General features: G+C 63.1%; 13 protein-coding genes, 1 pseudogene and 1 riboswitch. Of the genes and pseudogenes, 7 read left to right on the top strand and 7 right to left on the bottom strand.

What is annotated here, in order from left to right:
- Positions 1 to 6: 6 nt before the first annotated feature.
- A pseudogene (locus tag U9R80_RS27255) lies at positions 7 to 1,245 on the bottom strand (methyl-accepting chemotaxis protein); the annotation flags it as partial.
- A gap of 154 nt (positions 1,246 to 1,399) precedes the next feature.
- Between U9R80_RS27255 and U9R80_RS03790 the strand changes: the two are divergent.
- The gene (locus U9R80_RS03790; RefSeq protein ID WP_301840884.1) at positions 1,400 to 2,215 is read left to right on the top strand and encodes a M48 family metallopeptidase; all 816 of its coding nucleotides are present in this window, start codon (positions 1,400 to 1,402) and stop codon (positions 2,213 to 2,215) included.
- Positions 2,216 to 2,274: 59 nt separating this feature from the next.
- Here the strand turns inward: U9R80_RS03790 and U9R80_RS03795 are convergent, their stop codons facing one another.
- The 5 genes from U9R80_RS03795 to U9R80_RS03815 form a co-directional block, all read right to left on the bottom strand.
- Positions 2,275 to 2,862 (bottom strand): TMEM165/GDT1 family protein, encoded by a 588-nt coding sequence (locus U9R80_RS03795; protein ID WP_028944124.1) that lies wholly within the window; start codon positions 2,860 to 2,862, stop codon positions 2,275 to 2,277.
- Positions 2,863 to 2,949: 87 nt separating this feature from the next.
- Positions 2,950 to 3,071: riboswitch (yybP-ykoY riboswitch) on the bottom strand.
- Between the two features lie 38 nt (positions 3,072 to 3,109).
- A complete protein-coding gene (locus U9R80_RS03800; RefSeq protein WP_301840881.1) occupies positions 3,110 to 4,108 on the bottom strand; it encodes a class I SAM-dependent methyltransferase in 999 nt (332 codons plus the stop codon).
- A gap of 50 nt (positions 4,109 to 4,158) precedes the next feature.
- Positions 4,159 to 5,124 (bottom strand): 2-hydroxyacid dehydrogenase, encoded by a 966-nt coding sequence (locus U9R80_RS03805; protein ID WP_301840880.1) that lies wholly within the window; start codon positions 5,122 to 5,124, stop codon positions 4,159 to 4,161.
- Between the two features lie 27 nt (positions 5,125 to 5,151).
- A complete protein-coding gene (locus U9R80_RS03810) occupies positions 5,152 to 5,523 on the bottom strand; it encodes a MerR family transcriptional regulator (protein ID WP_301840879.1) in 372 nt (123 codons plus the stop codon).
- A 12-nt stretch (positions 5,524 to 5,535) separates the two neighbouring features.
- A complete protein-coding gene (locus tag U9R80_RS03815; protein ID WP_301840878.1) occupies positions 5,536 to 6,114 on the bottom strand; it encodes an NAD(P)H-dependent oxidoreductase in 579 nt (192 codons plus the stop codon).
- Positions 6,115 to 6,322: 208 nt separating this feature from the next.
- On the opposite strand from U9R80_RS03815, the gene U9R80_RS03820 reads away from it, so the two are divergent.
- The 6 genes from U9R80_RS03820 (at position 6,323) to U9R80_RS03845 (ending at position 15,961) form a co-directional block, all read left to right on the top strand.
- Positions 6,323 to 6,952, top strand: coding sequence for a LysE family translocator (locus U9R80_RS03820; protein WP_301840877.1), 630 nt, complete (start codon positions 6,323 to 6,325; stop codon positions 6,950 to 6,952).
- Between the two features lie 123 nt (positions 6,953 to 7,075).
- Positions 7,076 to 8,758 carry a fatty acid--CoA ligase gene (locus tag U9R80_RS03825; RefSeq protein WP_301840875.1) on the top strand — a complete coding sequence of 561 codons (1,683 nt, stop codon included), beginning with the start codon at positions 7,076 to 7,078 and terminating at the stop codon, positions 8,756 to 8,758.
- Positions 8,759 to 9,092: 334 nt separating this feature from the next.
- Positions 9,093 to 10,979 (top strand): DUF1302 domain-containing protein, encoded by a 1,887-nt coding sequence (locus U9R80_RS03830; protein ID WP_301840874.1) that lies wholly within the window; start codon positions 9,093 to 9,095, stop codon positions 10,977 to 10,979.
- A gap of 27 nt (positions 10,980 to 11,006) precedes the next feature.
- Positions 11,007 to 12,371 carry a DUF1329 domain-containing protein gene (locus tag U9R80_RS03835; protein ID WP_301840971.1) on the top strand — a complete coding sequence of 455 codons (1,365 nt, stop codon included), beginning with the start codon at positions 11,007 to 11,009 and terminating at the stop codon, positions 12,369 to 12,371.
- A gap of 204 nt (positions 12,372 to 12,575) precedes the next feature.
- Positions 12,576 to 15,302 (top strand): helix-turn-helix transcriptional regulator, encoded by a 2,727-nt coding sequence (locus U9R80_RS03840; RefSeq protein ID WP_301840873.1) that lies wholly within the window; start codon positions 12,576 to 12,578, stop codon positions 15,300 to 15,302.
- 74 nt (positions 15,303 to 15,376) lie between these two features.
- A complete protein-coding gene (locus U9R80_RS03845) occupies positions 15,377 to 15,961 on the top strand; it encodes an MliC family protein (protein ID WP_301840871.1) in 585 nt (194 codons plus the stop codon).
- Between the two features lie 18 nt (positions 15,962 to 15,979).
- On the opposite strand, the gene U9R80_RS03850 is transcribed toward U9R80_RS03845, so the two are convergent.
- Positions 15,980 to 16,762 (bottom strand): transporter substrate-binding domain-containing protein, encoded by a 783-nt coding sequence (locus U9R80_RS03850; RefSeq protein WP_301840869.1) that lies wholly within the window; start codon positions 16,760 to 16,762, stop codon positions 15,980 to 15,982.
- Positions 16,763 to 16,789: the final 27 nt, after the last annotated feature.

A 16,789-nucleotide genomic window follows, 5' to 3' on the forward strand; every position in this document is an offset into this window, starting at 1 on the left:
ATCGGCGCGGTCGCTGCTCAGGCGGCGGGTCAGGTCGCCTTCACCCTGGGCGATGTCATCGAGCATGGCGACCATCTGGCGCAGCGGACGGGCGATGCCCTGGGCCAGCAGCCAGATCACCAGCAGGCCCAGGGCCGCAATGCCCAGGCCCACCACGGTCATGCCGGCGAGGTCGGTACGACGCTGGGCGCTGAGTTCATCCTGCAGTTTATTGATGTCGGCCATGACCGCGCTCAGCGGCAACTCCAGCAACAGGGTCCAGCGGGCGTCGGTGTTGCCGATCTTGAAGGGCAGGTACAGCTCGATGCGGTTGGCGGCCTGGTTCACCTGGTAGCGCAGGGTTTCTCCGCTGAGCTGGCTCAAGGTGGCAGCGACCCCCGCGTCGAGGGCCTCGCTGGCTTTTGCACCGAACTTGCCCGGGTCTTTGGTGAACGCTACCAGGCGGCCGTTGCCCGATACCAGCGCCAGCTCGCCGGCACCGTCGTACAGTTGCTGATCGGCGGTATTGAGCAGTTCCTGGATGAAGTTCACCGACAGGTCAGCACCGGCGATACCCTGGAACGTGCCATCGATCATGATCGGCTCGACGAATGAGGCGAGCATCACCACCTTGTTGCCGACCTCATAGGGCGCCGGGTCGATCACGCAAGCCTTCTTCGACTCCCGTGGGCAGAGGTAGTACTCACTGGCGCGCACACCCGTGGCAAGGATGGTCTGGTCATTGACGTCGGCCAGTTTGTCCAGGCCCAGGCTGCCATCGTCATTGCGGAACCACCAGGGCAGGAAGCGGCCGGTGGCGCTGTCGATGCCGGTGATGGAGGTGCCGATGTAGCGGTTGTCATCGTTATCCAGGGCGCCGGCTTCCCAGCCCAGGTAGGTGCCCAGGATCAGCGGATTGGTTACGGCGGTCTGCTTGAGCAGGGCGATCAGTTGCTGACGCTCGATCACCAGTTGGGGATTGCCGCTGGCATCTTTCATGCCCAGCATCGCGTTACTGGTGGCCAAGCCCCGGGCAATCAGCAAGGGGGCTTCCAGGCCGCGCTGGATTTCGCTCACCTGGGTGCGGGCCAGGGCGGTCAAACGCTGTTCGATCACCGCCTCGAACTGCTGCTGGGTGCGGGTTTGCACCAGCTCCTGGGTACGCTGGCCGGAGTACACGGCGTAGAGCACCAGGGCGGCGACAATGCTCAGCACAATGGCGCCGGCAAGGGCTGCGACGGAAAACTGGATCGACCTGAACTTCATGAAAGGCTCCACGCGCAAGAAAATTCGTCTGCCTTGCGTTATCGGCCCGTGGAGGTCAAAGCATGAGTGCCGTCTGGAGAATTCTTCGCCCGGGGTGTAGCGGGCTCAATCGAGTCGGCCTACGATACTCGGCATGTTCGAATGGAGTGTTTTCATGCGTAGGTCTTTTGTCATTGGCGCCCTGAGCGCCAGCGTACTGCTTGCTGGATGTCAGGCGGTGAACACCACCAGCGGCGGTGCCGTGGGTGTCGAGCGTAAGCAATACATGTTCAGCATGCTGTCGACCGATGAGGTCAACCAGATGTATGCGCAGTCTTACCAGCAGACCCTGAGCGAAGCGTCCAACCAGGGCGCCGTCGACAAGACCAGCGCCACGGCCAAGCGAGTGCAGTTGATTGCCGACCGCCTGATTGCCCAGGCGCCCAAGTTCCGCCCGGATGCGGCGCAATGGAACTGGGAGGTCAACCTGATCAAGAGCGACGAGCTCAACGCCAACTGCGGGCCGGGCGGCAAGATCTTTTTCTACACCGGCCTGATCGACAAGCTCAAGCTGACCGATGACGAGATTGCCGCGGTCATGGGCCATGAAATCGCCCACGCCCTGCGTGAACATGGCCGTGAAGCCATGTCCAAGGCCTACGGTATCCAGATGGCGCGCTCCGGCGCGGGTGCCTTGCTGGGCCTGGGCCAGGACAGCCTGGCGCTGGCCGACACCGTGGTGCAGTACAGCATGACCCTGCCCAACAGCCGCGCCAACGAGAACGAGGCCGACCTGATCGGCCTGGAGCTGGCGGCCCGTGCCGGCTACAACCCCAATGCCGCGATCACCCTGTGGGACAAGATGGCCCAGGCCTCCGGCGGCTCGCAGCCTGAGTTCATGAGCACTCACCCGGCCTCTGACAGCCGTCAGGCTTCGTTGCGGGCGGCGATTCCCAAGGTGATGCCGTTGTACGAGCAGGCCAAGAAGTAGTTGAAGCATCGGGGGGCAAGCCCGCTCCTGCTGTAGGAGTGGGCTTGCCCCGCGACCGGTCACCCAAACCAGCCACTGACCTGCATCGCCGAATACACCGCCACGCCCGCCAGCACGAAGAAGGCGGCCGATGCCAGGCGACGGATCAGGGTCAATGGCAGTTTCTCGGCGGCGAAGTTGCCCGCCAATACCACCGGCACGTTGGCAATCAGCATGCCCAGGGTGGTACCGATGATGACCATGATCAGGTGCGGATACTGGGCAGCCAGCATCACCGTAGCGACCTGGGTCTTGTCACCGATCTCCGCGATGAAGAATGCAATCAGGGTCGTCAGGAACGGGCCGAAGCGACGGGCCGTGCTGGCTTCGTCATCGTCCATCTTGTCGGGAATCAGCGTCCACAGCGCCGTGGCGGCAAAGCTGGCAGCGAGGATCCAGTGCAGGGTGGCGGCGGAGAAGAAAGTGCTGACCCAGGCGCCTACGGCACCGGCTGCGGCATGGTTGGCCAGGGTGGCGGCGATGATACCAGCGATGATCGGCCAGGGCTTGCGAAAGCGGGCGGCGAGGATGAGCGCGAGCAATTGGGTCTTGTCGCCAATTTCGGCGAGGGCCACGATCGCGGTCGGTACGAGTAATGATTCCAGCATCAGGATTCCTACGGGGGCGGGTCGACACGGCTATGACACGTACAGCCTTCCCGCCCCGGGTAAGGTGTGCGTGTCATAGGTCTTGTCAAACCCTGGGTCCGTCTGTGCGGACCGTGGGTCGCACGCGCCATGGTCTGTGGACCAAGTATGTTGACGCGTACCGGGCGAGCTGGGTGCTCGCGGGAGACTACTCCCCTAGGACGGAGCGGATTCTGCCTAGGCAAATCCGTTTCGGCAAGCGCTGTTTTTATCCGCGCGTCGCCTGGTAGATCTTGAAGCCTTGCCCTTCGGCTCGTACCTGGCAGTTGCCAAGCGCTCCTTCGATCAGCGGTTGGTAGCGCAGGAAGCTGTTGGCGACCAAGCGGAGTTCGCCACCTTTTTGCAGATGATCGGCTGATTTTTTCAGCAGGTTTTCTGATGCCTGGTAATTGGTGTGAACGCCGGTATGGAACGGCGGGTTACTCAGGATCACATCCAGGCCACGGGGCGCGGCGTCGATACCGTCACCGCAAATCACCTCGGCGTCCAGACCATTGGCGGCCAGGGTCAGGCGGCTGCTGGCCACGGCAAAGGCGTCGACATCCAGCATCGTTACCTGGCTTTGTGGGTAGCGCCGCTTGAGGGTGGCACCGAGCACACCTGCGCCACAGCCGAAGTCGAGTACCTTGCCCACCGGTAGCTGGTCCAGGTGTTCCAGCAGCAGGGCAGTGCCCCGGTCCAGGCGGCCATGGCTGAACACGCCTGGCAGGGTGACGATCTGCAACGCACCATCGGTCAGCGGCAGCTCGAAGCGCTCAGCCAGGCTTTCCAGCGGCTTGGCCTCGGGGGCGTGTTCCACCGTGACCTGCCACAGCTGGCAATGACGGGCGCTGTCGAGCTTGCGCGGCTTGCCGAAGGCGTGCAGTTGCTTGGCCGCGCCTTCGATCCCCCCGCGTTTTTCGCCGACCAGGTACAGCTCGCGCCCGGCCAGGCGCGAGGCGAGGGCGTTGAGCAGGTAGTTGGCCAGGTCGCGGGACTTGGGCAGAAACAGCACGGCAGCGTCGAAGCCCTGGGCCGGTGCTTCTACGCCAAAGTGGCTACGACCGGCGAAGCGGGCATCGAGTGCAGCGTGGTCACCGGCATGCCAGCACCAGCCGCTGGCGGCCGGCAGCTTGCCGAGCAGATCGTCGGCGGGCAAACCGGCGAGCAGCAGCGAGCCCTGGAAAAGTTCGGCCTGACGAAGCAACACTTCACTGCGCGGGTCCATGGACGGTGGCTCCTGAAAAAGTGCCGAAGTTTACCAGAGCTGGCGCCAGCTTAAGCGACCTGTCGGCGCGGGCTGCCGGCAAAAAAGGCCTCGGCGTTCTCGCTCAATTGCTCGACGATGCGCTGGCGCGACTCCACTGCGCCCCAGGCGCTGTGCGGCGTGACGATCAGGCGTGGGATGTCATCCGCCAGCAGCGGGTTGCCATTGGCCGGTGGCTCGACGCTCAGCACGTCCGTGGCTGCACCGCCCAGATGCCCGGCGCGCAAAGTGTCGGCCAGGGCCTGTTCGTCGATCAGGCCGCCGCGAGCGGTGTTGATGATGAACGCACCCGGCTTGAGCATCGCCAGCTCGCGGGCGCCGATCAAATGGCGGGTGTGCTCGTTGAGGGGGCAATGCAGGGTCAGGGCATCGACTTGCGGTAGCAGTTCATCCAGCGCCAGGCGGTCTTCCCGCGGTGGCCGCCCTGGCAGTTGGCCGAGCAGCACGCGCATGCCGAAGGCCTCGGCCAGGCGCGCCACCGCGCCACCCAGTTCGCCATGACCGAGCAGGCCGAGGGTTTTGCCCTCCAGCTCGACAATGGGGAAGTCCAGCAGACAGAACTGCTTGGCCTGGCCCCATTGGCCCGCGGCCACGGCCTTTTGGTAGTCCGGCAGGCGCGTGGCCAGGGCCAGCAGCAGGGCCAGGGTGTGCTGGGCGACCGACGGCGTGCCATAGCCCTGGCAGTTGCTGACCACGATGCCCTGGGCACGGGCAGCCTGGAGGTCGACATTGTTGGTGCCGGTGGCCGCCACCAGGATCAATTTGAGATCGGGGCAGGCGGCCAGAGCGGCAGCATCGATCATCACCTTGTTGCTGATGGCCACGGTCGCGCCTTGCAAGCGCTCGGCAACTTGATCGGGCGCGGTGGCCGGGAACAGCTGCAGCTCATCGAAGCAGCCACGCAGGCGCTCCAGGCTCAGGTCGCCAAGGTCCAGGGAAAGGTGGTCGAGGAATACGGCGCGGCGAGGGGCGGACATGGGCGGCTCCAGTGATTGACGAGGGGCTCAGGATGGATAGGTGAAACAGTCGTAGCGGGTCTGCTCGAGGCTGGCCTCGAAGGCTTGCAGGCTCTGGTGTTGCTGCTGCAGGTCGGCAATCTGCGCCTGCAACTGGGCTTTACGGGTTGCAATGGCCTGGCGGATTCGCGGCAACGGCAGGGCCCCGGAACCGTTCTCGCCGAACATCGCCTGCATCTGTTTGAGGCTGAACCCCAGCTTTTGTGCACACTTGATCAAGCTCACCAGCGCCACGCTTTGCGGGTCGTAGACCCGGTAGCTTCCTTGGCGTCGGGGCGCGGGCAGCAGGCCGATTTTCTCGTAGTGGCGTATGCACTTGATCGTGGCGCCAGACAACTGCGCCGCTTTGCCGATGTACATCGTAAATTCCTTTTACCTGGCAGCGGCGGCCTTGCGCGCCTGCTGCAACCAGGCATCGCGCCGGGCCGTGCTTGAGCGGATGATCGGCCCGAACGTTAACGTCTTTTGCGGCCTGATTCCACAGAAGCCCAGGGTGGTGCGGCGCATTTGTTCCAGCCCCGGCATCCGGTAAATCCAGCGGTAGTACCAGGGTGGGGTGTCCATGCACACCAGCAGGTCGGCGCTGCGGCCCTTGAGCAATTGTTTGGGGAAGGGGCTGTCGTTGCGGTAGCGGAATGCGAAGCCCGGGAGCAGGGTGCGGTCGAGAAAGCCTTTCATCAGCGCCGGAATGCCGCCCCACCAGATTGGAAACACGAACACCAGGTGCTCTGCCCACTGGATCAGGGCCTGGGCGTGCAGCAGGTCGGGCTCAAGCGGTTGGATTTTTTGGTAGCCCTCGTGGAGTACCGGGTCGAAGTCGAGCTTGCCCAGCTCCAGCACCTGGACATCCTGACCAGCGGCACGCGCGCCGCTGACATAGGCACTACTCAAGGCGGCGCAGAAGCTCTGGTTGGAGGGATGCCCGAGTATTACCAGTACACGTTTGCTCATCGCGGTGGGGTCCATTATGCAAAGCGATGAGGCTAGAGCCTGCCCCTAAGGGGAGAGTCAAGCCTCCGTAGGAGCGGGCTTGCCCCGCGATGCGATGTACCGGGACGATCACTATCGCGGGGCAAGCCCGCTCCTACACAGGTTGTTACTTGGTGTGTCCAAGGCGTAATGTACTTTTCTTTTTCATCTCTCAGCGCAAGGAGCCCCCATGTATTGGGCTGAATTTCTCACTGTTGCCTTGATTCACCTGCTGGCCGTCGCCAGCCCCGGTCCCGATTTTGCCGTGGTGGTACGCGAGAGCGTGACCCACGGCCGCCGCGCCGGCACCTGGACGGCCTTTGGCGTGGGCATGGCGATTTTCCTGCATGTGGGCTACTCGCTGCTGGGTATCGGCTTGATCGTGTCGCAGTCGATCGTGCTGTTCAACGCGCTCAAGTGGCTGGCGGCCGCCTACTTGCTGTACATCGGCTTCAAGGCGCTGCGTGCGGGGCCTGCCGCACCGGGCAGCGAGGCGATCCAGGCCTCGACCGTCGAGCGCACGCCGCGCGCGGCCTTTGTCGCCGGCTTCATGACCAACGGCCTGAACCCCAAGGCCACGCTGTTCTTCCTGTCGCTGTTCACCGTGGTGATCAACCCGCACACCCCGCTGGCCATCCAGGCCGGTTACGGCGTGTACCTGGCTGTCGCCACCGGCCTGTGGTTCTGCCTGGTGGCCATGTTGTTCAGCCAGCAGCGCGTGCGTGCCGGCTTTGCCCGCATGGGACACTGGTTCGATCGCACCATGGGCGCGGTGCTGATTGCCCTGGGGGTGAAAATCGCCTTCACCGAGATGCATTGATGGCGTTTTGCCGCTAAGCCTTTGTCCGGTCAAATCATTCCTTTGGCTGATTTGGCCGGCGTTGCGGCGATCTAGAGTGGGCCATGTCTTGCCCCGCATGTGCACTCTAGATAAGGGACTCTTATGTTGCAGACTCGTGTCATTCCTCCCGCCGAGGGCGCCTATCAGTATCCGCTGCTGATCAAGCGTTTGTTGCTCTCCGGCAGCCGCTACGAGAAAACCCGCGAAATCGTCTACCGCGACCGTTTGCGCTACAACTACCTGACCCTCAACGAGCGCATCGCGCGCCTGGCCAACGTCCTCACCGAGGCCGGGGTCAAGGCCGGTGACACCGTGGCGGTGATGGACTGGGACAGCCATCGTTACCTGGAGTGCATGTTTGCCATCCCGATGATTGGCGCGGTGGTACACACCATCAACGTGCGCCTGTCACCTGAGCAGATCCTCTACACCATGAATCACGCCGACGACCGCTTCGTGCTGGTCAACAGCGACTTCGTCGGCTTGTACCAGGCGATTGCCGGACAGCTGACCACGGTGGAGAAAACCCTGCTGCTGACCGATGGCGAGGCCAAGACCGCCGACCTGCCGAACCTGGTGGGGGAGTACGAGCAGTTGCTGGCGGCGGCAAGTCCGGTCTATGACTTCCCTGACTTCGACGAGAACTCGGTCGCCACTACCTTCTACACCACGGGCACCACCGGTAACCCCAAGGGGGTGTATTTCACTCACCGCCAACTGGTACTGCACACCCTGGCCGCCGCCTCTGTCACCGGCAGTATCGACAGCGTGCGCCTGCTGGGCAGCGACGATGTGTACATGCCCATCACCCCGATGTTCCACGTTCACGCCTGGGGCATTCCCTATGTGGCGACCATGCTCGGGATCAAGCAGGTGTATCCGGGGCGCTACGAGCCGGAGATGATGTGCGAGCTGTGGCGCAACGAGAAGGTCACCTTCTCCCACTGCGTACCGACCATCCTGCAGATGCTGCTCAACGCCAAGGGCGCGCAAGGCCAGGATTTCGGCGGCTGGAAGATCATCATTGGTGGCAGCTCGCTCAACCGCGCCCTGTACGAAGCAGCCAAGGCCCGGGGCATCCAGCTGACCGCGGCCTACGGGATGTCGGAGACCTGCCCACTGGTATCTGCCGCCCACCTCAACGACGAACTGCTGGCGGGCAGCGAGGATGAATGCATCACCTACCGGATCAAGGCCGGGGTGCCGGTCCCGATGGTGGAGGCGGCGATTGTCGATACCGAAGGCAACTTCCTCCCGGCCGATGGCGAAACCCAGGGCGAGTTGGTGCTGCGTGCGCCCTGGCTGACCATGGGCTACTTCCGCGAAGCCGAAAAAGGTCGCGAACTGTGGGAGGGCGGCTGGTTGCACACCGGCGACGTGGCCACCCTCGACAGCATGGGAGTGATCGACATCCGTGACCGTATCAAGGATGTTATCAAGACCGGCGGCGAGTGGATTTCGTCCTTGGAGCTTGAAGACCTGATCAGCCGACACCCCGCCATCCGCGAAGTAGCCGTGGTCGGCGTGGCCGATCCGCAGTGGGGCGAGCGTCCATTTGCCTTGCTGGTGGTACATGAAGGCCAGAGCGTCGACGCCAAGTTGCTCAAGGAACACCTCAAGCCGTTCGTGGAGCTGGGGCATATCAACAAGTGGGCGATTCCCAGCCAGATTGCCCTTGTTACCGAAATTCCCAAGACCAGCGTCGGCAAGCTCGACAAGAAGCGTATCCGCCTGGACATCACCCAGTGGCAGGCTAGTAACAGTACATTTCTGTCCACCCTCTAAGCGCCAGCGGGTCACACTCCATAAGGTGTGACCCGCATTCTAGACACGTGCCGGCCTTGTCAAACGAGAATTTTCAGCCATCCTTCCCCAGGTTGCGCCGCGGTGGGGCATAGCGACCACATCGAAGGGGCAGGCATGCAAATCACACTTTAGAGGGATCAAGCGCCAGTACCTGCTGGCTATAGTCGGGTCAGGGGATTTTCAGGAACGGGGGGTGCACATGTATGTGCCAAAGCCACTCGCGCGACCACTCGGTGAGCTCACACCAGGTCGAACGGGTCGTTTCTGCAAAGGACTCACTGCCATAACAATAAAAGTACATGGAGTAGCGTCGATGACATCCGTAAATCTGTTTTGGCGCCGGGCAAAACTGCCGCTGGCCGTCAGCCTCGCTTCTACGCTCGCCGGTCCTGCATTCGGCGTCAGCTTCAACATCGGTGAAATCGAAGGTCAGTTCGACTCGTCGCTATCCGTGGGCGCCAGCTGGTCGACCGCCAAGCCGAACGAGAACCTGATCGGCGTCAACAACGGTGGCAAGGGCCTGTCCCAGACCTCCGACGATGGCCACCTGAACTTCAAGCGCGGTGAAACCTTCTCGAAGATCTTCAAGGGCATCCACGACCTGGAGCTCAAGTACGGCGATACCGGCGTGTTTGTCCGGGGCAAGTACTGGTATGACTTCGAGCTCAAGGATGAACACCGCGAGTTCAAGGACATCAGTGACGAAAACCGCAAAGAGGGCGCCAAGTCCTCCGGCGGTCAGATCCTCGACGCCTTCGTCTACCACAACTACGCGATCGCCGATCAGCCAGGTTCGGTGCGCCTGGGTAAGCAGGTGGTCAGCTGGGGTGAAAGTACCTTCATCCAGAACGGCATCAACTCGATCAACCCGGTCGATGTGGCCGCCTTCCGCCGGCCTGGCGCCGAGGTCAAGGAAGGTCTGATTCCGGTCAACATGTTCTATGTGTCCCAGAGCCTGACCGACACGCTGTCGGCCGAAGCGTTCTACCAGATCGAATGGGACCAGACGGTCGTCGACAACTGCGGCACCTTCTTCTCCCAGCCTGACATCATCGCCGACGGCTGTACCGACAACCTGCGCGTGCTCAACAGCAGCCGCACCGTGCCGGTTGCGGCCCAGCAGTTCCTCGCCACCCGCGGCGTGGACATCAACGAAGAAGGCGTGATGGTGCGCCGCGGCGCTGACCGCGATGCCCGTGACAGTGGCCAGTTCGGTGTGGCCCTGCGCTACATGTTCGAGCCGCTGGATACCGAGTTCGGCGCCTACTTCATGAACTACCACAGCCGCGCGCCGATCTTCAGTGCCCACGGCGCCGACCCGTCGGTATACGCCAGCCTCGCCAGCCTGCCTGCGCAACTGCGCCCACTGGCTCCGTTGATCGTTGCAGGCAACTCCGAGTACTTCGTCGAATACCCTGAAGACATCCGCCTGTACGGCTTGAGCTTCTCCACCACCTTGCCTACCGGCACTGCGTGGAGCGGTGAGATCAGCTACCGTCCGAACGCTCCGGTGCAGCTCAACACCACCGACATTCTGTTCGCCGGTGTGCGTCCGATTGGCGGTGCGGTGGCCAACGCCTCCCTGCTCAACGGTGTACCGGGCCAGGACCTGAACGGCTACCGCCGCAAGGAAGTGACCCAGTTCCAGACCACCCTGACGCACTTCTTCGACCAGGTCATGGGCGCCAGCCGTCTGACCCTGGTAGGTGAAGTAGGCGTGACCCACGTCGGCGGCCTGGAAAACGCCCATGAAGTCCGTTATGGCCGTGACCCGGTCTACGGTCCAGGTCCGTTGCCAGCCACTGGCGGCCAGGACACCTGCGTCGCGCTCAACACCAGCACCATCGCCGGTGCCGGCCCAGGCACCTCGACTGCCAACCTCAGCCGCAAGTGCGAGAACGACGGTTACACCACCAGCACCTCCTGGGGCTACCGTGCCCGGGCGATCTGGGACTACCCGGACGTCTTCGCCGGGGTCAACCTCAAGCCTAACGTGGCCTGGTCCCATGACGTCTCCGGCTACTCCCCGGGCCCTGGCGGCAACTTCGAGGAAGGGCGCAAGGCAATCAGCCTGGGCCTGGACGCCGAGTACCAGAACACCTACACCACCAGCCTGTCGTACACCAACTTCTTCGACGGTAAGTACACCACTGTGGATGATCGCGATTTCATCGCCCTCAGCTTCGGCGTGAACTTCTAAGAACACGGATTCAGGACGAGCATGACTATGAAAATGACCAAGAATCTGCTGCAAGCCGGTGTGCTGGGCCTGTCGCTGCTGGCCACCAGCGTCATGGCGGCGGTGTCCGCCGACGAGGCGGCCAAGCTGGGTTCCACGCTGACCCCGATGGGGGCTGAAAAAGCCGGTAACGCCGACGGTTCGATCAGCGCCTGGAAGCCGCTGGGCAAGAACGCCGGCACCGTAGATGCCAAGGGCTTCCTGTCTGACCCGTACGCCAGCGAAAAGCCGCTGTACACCATCACTGCGCAGAACGTCGACCAGTACAAGGACAAACTGTCCCCGGGCCAGGTCGCGATGTTCAAGCGCTACCCGGACAGCTACAAGATCCCGGTGTACCCGACCCACCGCGGCTCCACCGTGCCGGATGAAGTGTTTGCGGCCATCAAGAAGAACGCCACCACCACCAAGCTGGTTGCCGGTGGCAACGGCCTGGAGAACTTCGACACCGCCGTGCCGTTCCCGATTCCCAAGGACGGCGTCGAGGTGATCTGGAACCACATCACCCGCTACCGCGGCGGCAGCGTGACCCGTCTGGTGACCCAGGCCACGCCGCAGCAGAACGGCTCGTACAGCCTGGTGTATTTCCAGGACCAGTTCGTCTTCCGCGATCGCATCAAGGGCTACGATCCGGCCAACCCGGGCAACGTACTGTTCTACTTCAAGCAGAAGGTAACGGCGCCGGCACGCCTGGCCGGTACCGTGCTGCTGGTTCACGAGACCCTCGACCAGGTCAAGGAGCCACGCAAGGCGTGGGTCTACAACGCCGGTCAGCGTCGTGTGCGCCAGGCGCCACAAGTGTCCTACGACGGTCCGGGTACCGCAGCCGATGGCCTGCGTACGTCCGACAACCTGGACATGTTCAACGGCGCGCCAGACCGTTACGACTGGAAGCTGGAAGGCAAGAAGGAGATGTACATCGCCTCCAACAGCTACAAGCTCGACGATCCAAAGCTCAAGTATTCGGACATCATCAAGGCCGGTCACATCAACCAGGACCTGAGCCGCTACGAGCTGCGTCGTGTCTGGCACGTGGTAGCAACCCTCAAGCCAGGCCAGCGTCATATCTACGCCAAGCGTGACTTCTACATCGACGAAGACACCTGGCAGGCTGCAGTGATCGACCAGTACGACGGTCGCAATCAACTGTGGCGCGTTTCCGAGGCCCACTCCCAGGACTATTACAACGTCCAGGTGCCGTGGTACACCCTGGAAGCCATCTACGACCTGCAGTCGGGTCGCTATTTGGCACTGGGCATGAAGAACGAGGAAAAACGGGCGTACGACTTCGGTTTCACGGCCACCCTCAGTGACTTCCAGCCCGCAGCGCTTCGCCAGGAAGGTGTGCGCTAAGCTTCAAACCTCCGTGTGATCTCCCAGAACGCCCCGGCTTGCCGGGGCGTTTCTGTTTGTGTCACATGCTGAAATAAGTAATGTCGTTCGTTGATGCAGTCTTTTTTCTGCAATGAGGGGCAATCATCTTCAAATGCGAGGTTATAACCGCTAGTCTGCGCTGACCCGTACTGCCGAAGATTCCCTAACTAAAACGAGCCGGCGATGACTGATCTGTCCCGTACGCAAGGGTTCTCCAGCCAGGCCATGAGTGCCCTGGAAGGGCGTTTCTATCGTCCGCCACTGCCTGAAGGGCACGTGCCGCGTGCGCGGTTGTGCCAGCGCCTGCAGTCGGGGCTGGGCGGTCGCCTGTTGCTGGTCAATGCCCCTGCCGGTTTCGGCAAGAGCTCGCTGGCGGTGGAGTTCTGCCAGGGCCTGCCCAACCACTGGAGCAGCCTGTGGCTGGGGCTCAGTCGGCGTGACAGCGATCCGGGGCGTTTCCTCGAACGCCTGCTCGAAGGCTTGCAGCAGTACTGCCCGGCGGTGGGCAACCAGGCCCTTGGCCTGCTGAAGATGCGCCAGCGTCACCAACCCTTCGCCTTCGAGGAATGGCTCGACGGCCTGCTCGATGAGCTGGCCCGCCACCTGCAACCGCACAATCCCCTGCTGCTGGTACTGGACGACTATCACCTGGCCCAGGGCCCGGTGCTCGATCGTTGCCTGCAGTTCTTTCTCAACCACCTGCCGCCGGGCCTGGTGCTGCTGGTCACCAGCCGCCAGCGCCCGGACTGGCACCTGGCCCGTTTGCGCCTCTCGCGCCAACTGCTGGAGCTCAACGAACAGGACCTGCGCCTGACCCCGGACGAGTCGCTGGCAGTGCTCGGTCAACAACCCACCGCCTTGCGCGGTCAGGCGCTGGACAACCTGATCCAGCGCAGCGACGGCTGGGTCGCCGGCCTGCGCTTCTGGCAGCTGGCGGCCAGCGAGTCGGGGGCCGACAGTGCATTGCCCCAGGCACTGCATGGCGGTGAAGGGTTGATCCGCGATTACCTGCTTGAAGAAGTGATCGACATCCTGCCGCCCGAGGTCCAGGGCTTCCTCAACGACACCGCCTGCCAGGAGCGCTTCTGCGCCGAGTTGTGCGACGCCCTGCGCGAAAGCCACGACAGCGCCGAGATCATCCGTTTCCTGCAAGCGCACCAGGTATTCCTGGTGCCACTGGACGAACATGGGCGCTGGTACCGCTATCACCATCTGTTTTCCGATCTGCTGCGCAGTCGCCAGACCAGCCTGCCGTTGTCGAGCCTGCACCTGCGCGCGTGCCGCTGGTTCCATGGCCAGGGTCTGCTCGACGAGGCGGTGGAGCAGGCCTTGCGGGCGGGGCACCTGGATGTTGCCGCCAACCTGGTGCAGAACCTGTCCGAGGAACAACTGCTGGCCGAGCAGAACGTCGGCATGTTGCTGCGCTGGAAGATGGACCTGCCCGACAGCCTGCTGATCAGCACGCCGCGCCTGATCGTGCTGTACAGCTGGGCCCTGGGCCTGGCCGGGCAACTGGATGCCGCCGAAGAACTGGCCAGCCATCTGAGTCGGTTCTTGCCGGCACCGTCGGCGACGGCGCAAAAATCCATGCTGGCGCAGTGGCTGGCGCTGAGCGGGGTGATTGCCCGTGGGCGCGGTGATCGCGAGGGCACCCTGGCCTATTGCAGCGAAGCGTTGCACAGCTTGCCGCAGAAGCGTTATGGCCAGCGGCTGGTGTGCCTGTCGACGCTGTCCAACCTGGCCATTGCCGATGGCGACTTCTGGCGTGCCCGGGGCTGGAACCGCGAAGCCCTGGAACTGGCGCAGCGGGTCGGCAATCCGCTGTTCGAGGCCCTGGCCCATTACGACCGGGCGCGGGTACTGCACGCCCGTGGCGAGGTGTTGCGCGCCCAGGACGAAGTGCGCGAGGGCTTGCAGCGCTTGCAAGGGCTGTCGGCGCAACGTCTGTATGCGGTGCGGGCGCGGCTGACCTTGTACGAGGGCTATCTGCTGGCCGCACGTCTGCAGCCGGAGGCCGGACGCAGCCGCTTGCGCGCCGGCCTGGTCGAGGCGCGAGCCTGTCGCGACATCAGTGTATTGATCGGCCACTGCGTGATCGCCTCGCTGGACGGGCGTGAAGAGCGCTTTGCCGAAGCCTTCGCCGAACTGGCCGAGGCCGAGCGGCTGATGCACATCTGGGATGTGCCGCCGGTGTTCTATCTGGCGATGATCACCCTGGTCAAATGTGAGCTCTGGCTGGCCCAGGGGCGCACCGACCTTGCCGAGTCCTGGCTGCTGCGCCTGGGCCAGACCTACGGCGGCCAGCAGGCCGCTTCGGCGCCGGAATTCCATCCACTGCTGCCGTTGCACATCGAGCTGCAACAAGCCCTGCTTGAACGCACCCAAGGACGCCTGGAGCAATCCGGGCGACGCCTGCAGGCACTGGTGACGCGCGGTCAGGCCAGTGGCGGGCAGTTGCTGTGCGTCACCGCCCTGTGCCAGTGGATCGGCTTGCTGCTGGCCAACAACAGTGAACAGCAGGCCCGCGACTTGCTGGTGTTGAGTCTTGAAGCGGCGCGCGGCGGCACCTTGCAGCCCTTCCAGCGTTTGCTGATCGAACACCCGCTGTGGCTGCGCGAGCAACTGCTGGCGCAACCTGCGAGTCCGGCGCAGGCCAGCCTGCTTTCCTTGCTGCCGGCCCTGCAGGCCCCGGAGCCTTCCGCCAGCGCTAGCTGTGAGGCCCTGAGCGCCCGGGAAACCGCGGTGCTGGAGCTTATCGCCCAAGGGTGCTCGAACCAGGAAATCAGCGAACGCCTGTTCATCTCGCTGCACACCGTCAAAACCCACGCCAGCCACATCAACAGCAAACTCGGGGTCGAGCGGCGCACCCAGGCCGTGGCCCGGGCCAAGGCCCTGGGCCTGCTGAGCTGACGGCGAACCGGCACCTGCCCTGTGGATATCTGCTGTACTCTCTGGCAGATATTTCCCTGATGGAGGCTTTGCCCATGTTTGCCACACGCACGTCGGTGCTGTTGATCGGTTTGTTGTCGGCCGGGTCAGCCCTGGCGGCAGACAGCCCGTCGTTCTCCTGCGACAAGGCCCAGGGTATGGCGCTTAAGGTGTGCCAGAGCCCGGAGCTGAGCAAGCTGGACCGCGACCTGGCAGCCATCTTCAAAAAAGCCCTGAGCCAGGCCGACAGCGACTCGCAAAAGCTGCTCAAGGCCACCCAGCGCGGCTGGATCAAGGGCCGTGACGAGTGCTGGAAAGCCACGGATGCCGATGCCTGTGTACGCGAGCAGTACCAGACGCGGCTGGTCGAATTGCAGATCAAGTCCGGATCGGTGCAGGTACCGGCGGCGGTCGAATTCGAGTGCGATGACAACGACAAACCCTTCACCGCCGTGTTCTACAACCAGCTCGATCCCCAGGCTGCCGTGCTGACCTACGGCGATGACCAGACCATCGCCATCGCCCAGCGCACGGCCAGCGGCAGCAAGTATGCCCGTGAAGGCGTGGAGTTCTGGGAGCACCAGGGCGAGGCCAAGGTGAAGTGGTATGGCCAGGAACTGACCTGCCGGGCTGCGCAGTGAGTGCGCAGCCTGCCTGGCTCAATTGCCTGAAATGTCGATGCTGAAGTACTTCTTGCGGATGCTGTCATAGGTGCCATTGGCCTTGATCGCCGCCAGGGCATCGTTCAGGCGTTGCCCCAGTGGATCGTTCTTGCGCACGGCCATGCCGGCGCCGTAGCCGAAGTAACGTTCTTCGCTGTAGTCGGGGCCGACAAAATGGAACGCCGCGCCTTCGGCTTGTTTGAACAGCCCTTCTTCAATGGCCACCATGCCCGCAAGCGAGGCATCCAGACGTCCGGCCAGCAAGTCGAGAAACACCTCGTTCTGGGTGCCATAGCGGACGATTTCGGCACCCAGCGGCGCAAATTTCTCAGTGGCGTAGCGATCGAAGTTGGTCCCGCGTTGTACGCCTACCCGTTTGCCGTCCAGTTGTTGCGGGATCTGCTCGATGCCGTTGCCCTGACGCGTCACCAGTTTGGCCGGGATGCGGTAGTAGCTGTGGGTGAAGTCCACCGAGCGCTTGCGCTCATCGGTGATCGAGACCGAAGAGATGGCCGCGTCGATCTTGCGAACTTTCAGCGACGGGATCAGGCCGTCGAATTCGATTTCCTTCCACTGGCAACTGACCTTCATTTGCGCACAGAGCGCCTCGCCAATGTCGTAGTCAAAACCTTGCAGCTCGTTGTTCTGGGACTTGTAGGCAAATGGCGGGTAGGACGCTTCGATACCCAGGCGCAGGTTTTGCTCGTCGGCATGGGCCGTGAGCGACAGCCCCAGCAGGGTGGAGAGGGCCAGACGGGTGAGCAGTGTTGTTGTTTTCATGATCAGCTCCAGCATCAGGTAAAGAAG

It is taken from the genome of Pseudomonas sp. JQ170C, assembly GCF_035581345.1.
Taxonomy (GTDB): Bacteria; Pseudomonadota; Gammaproteobacteria; order Pseudomonadales; family Pseudomonadaceae; genus Aquipseudomonas.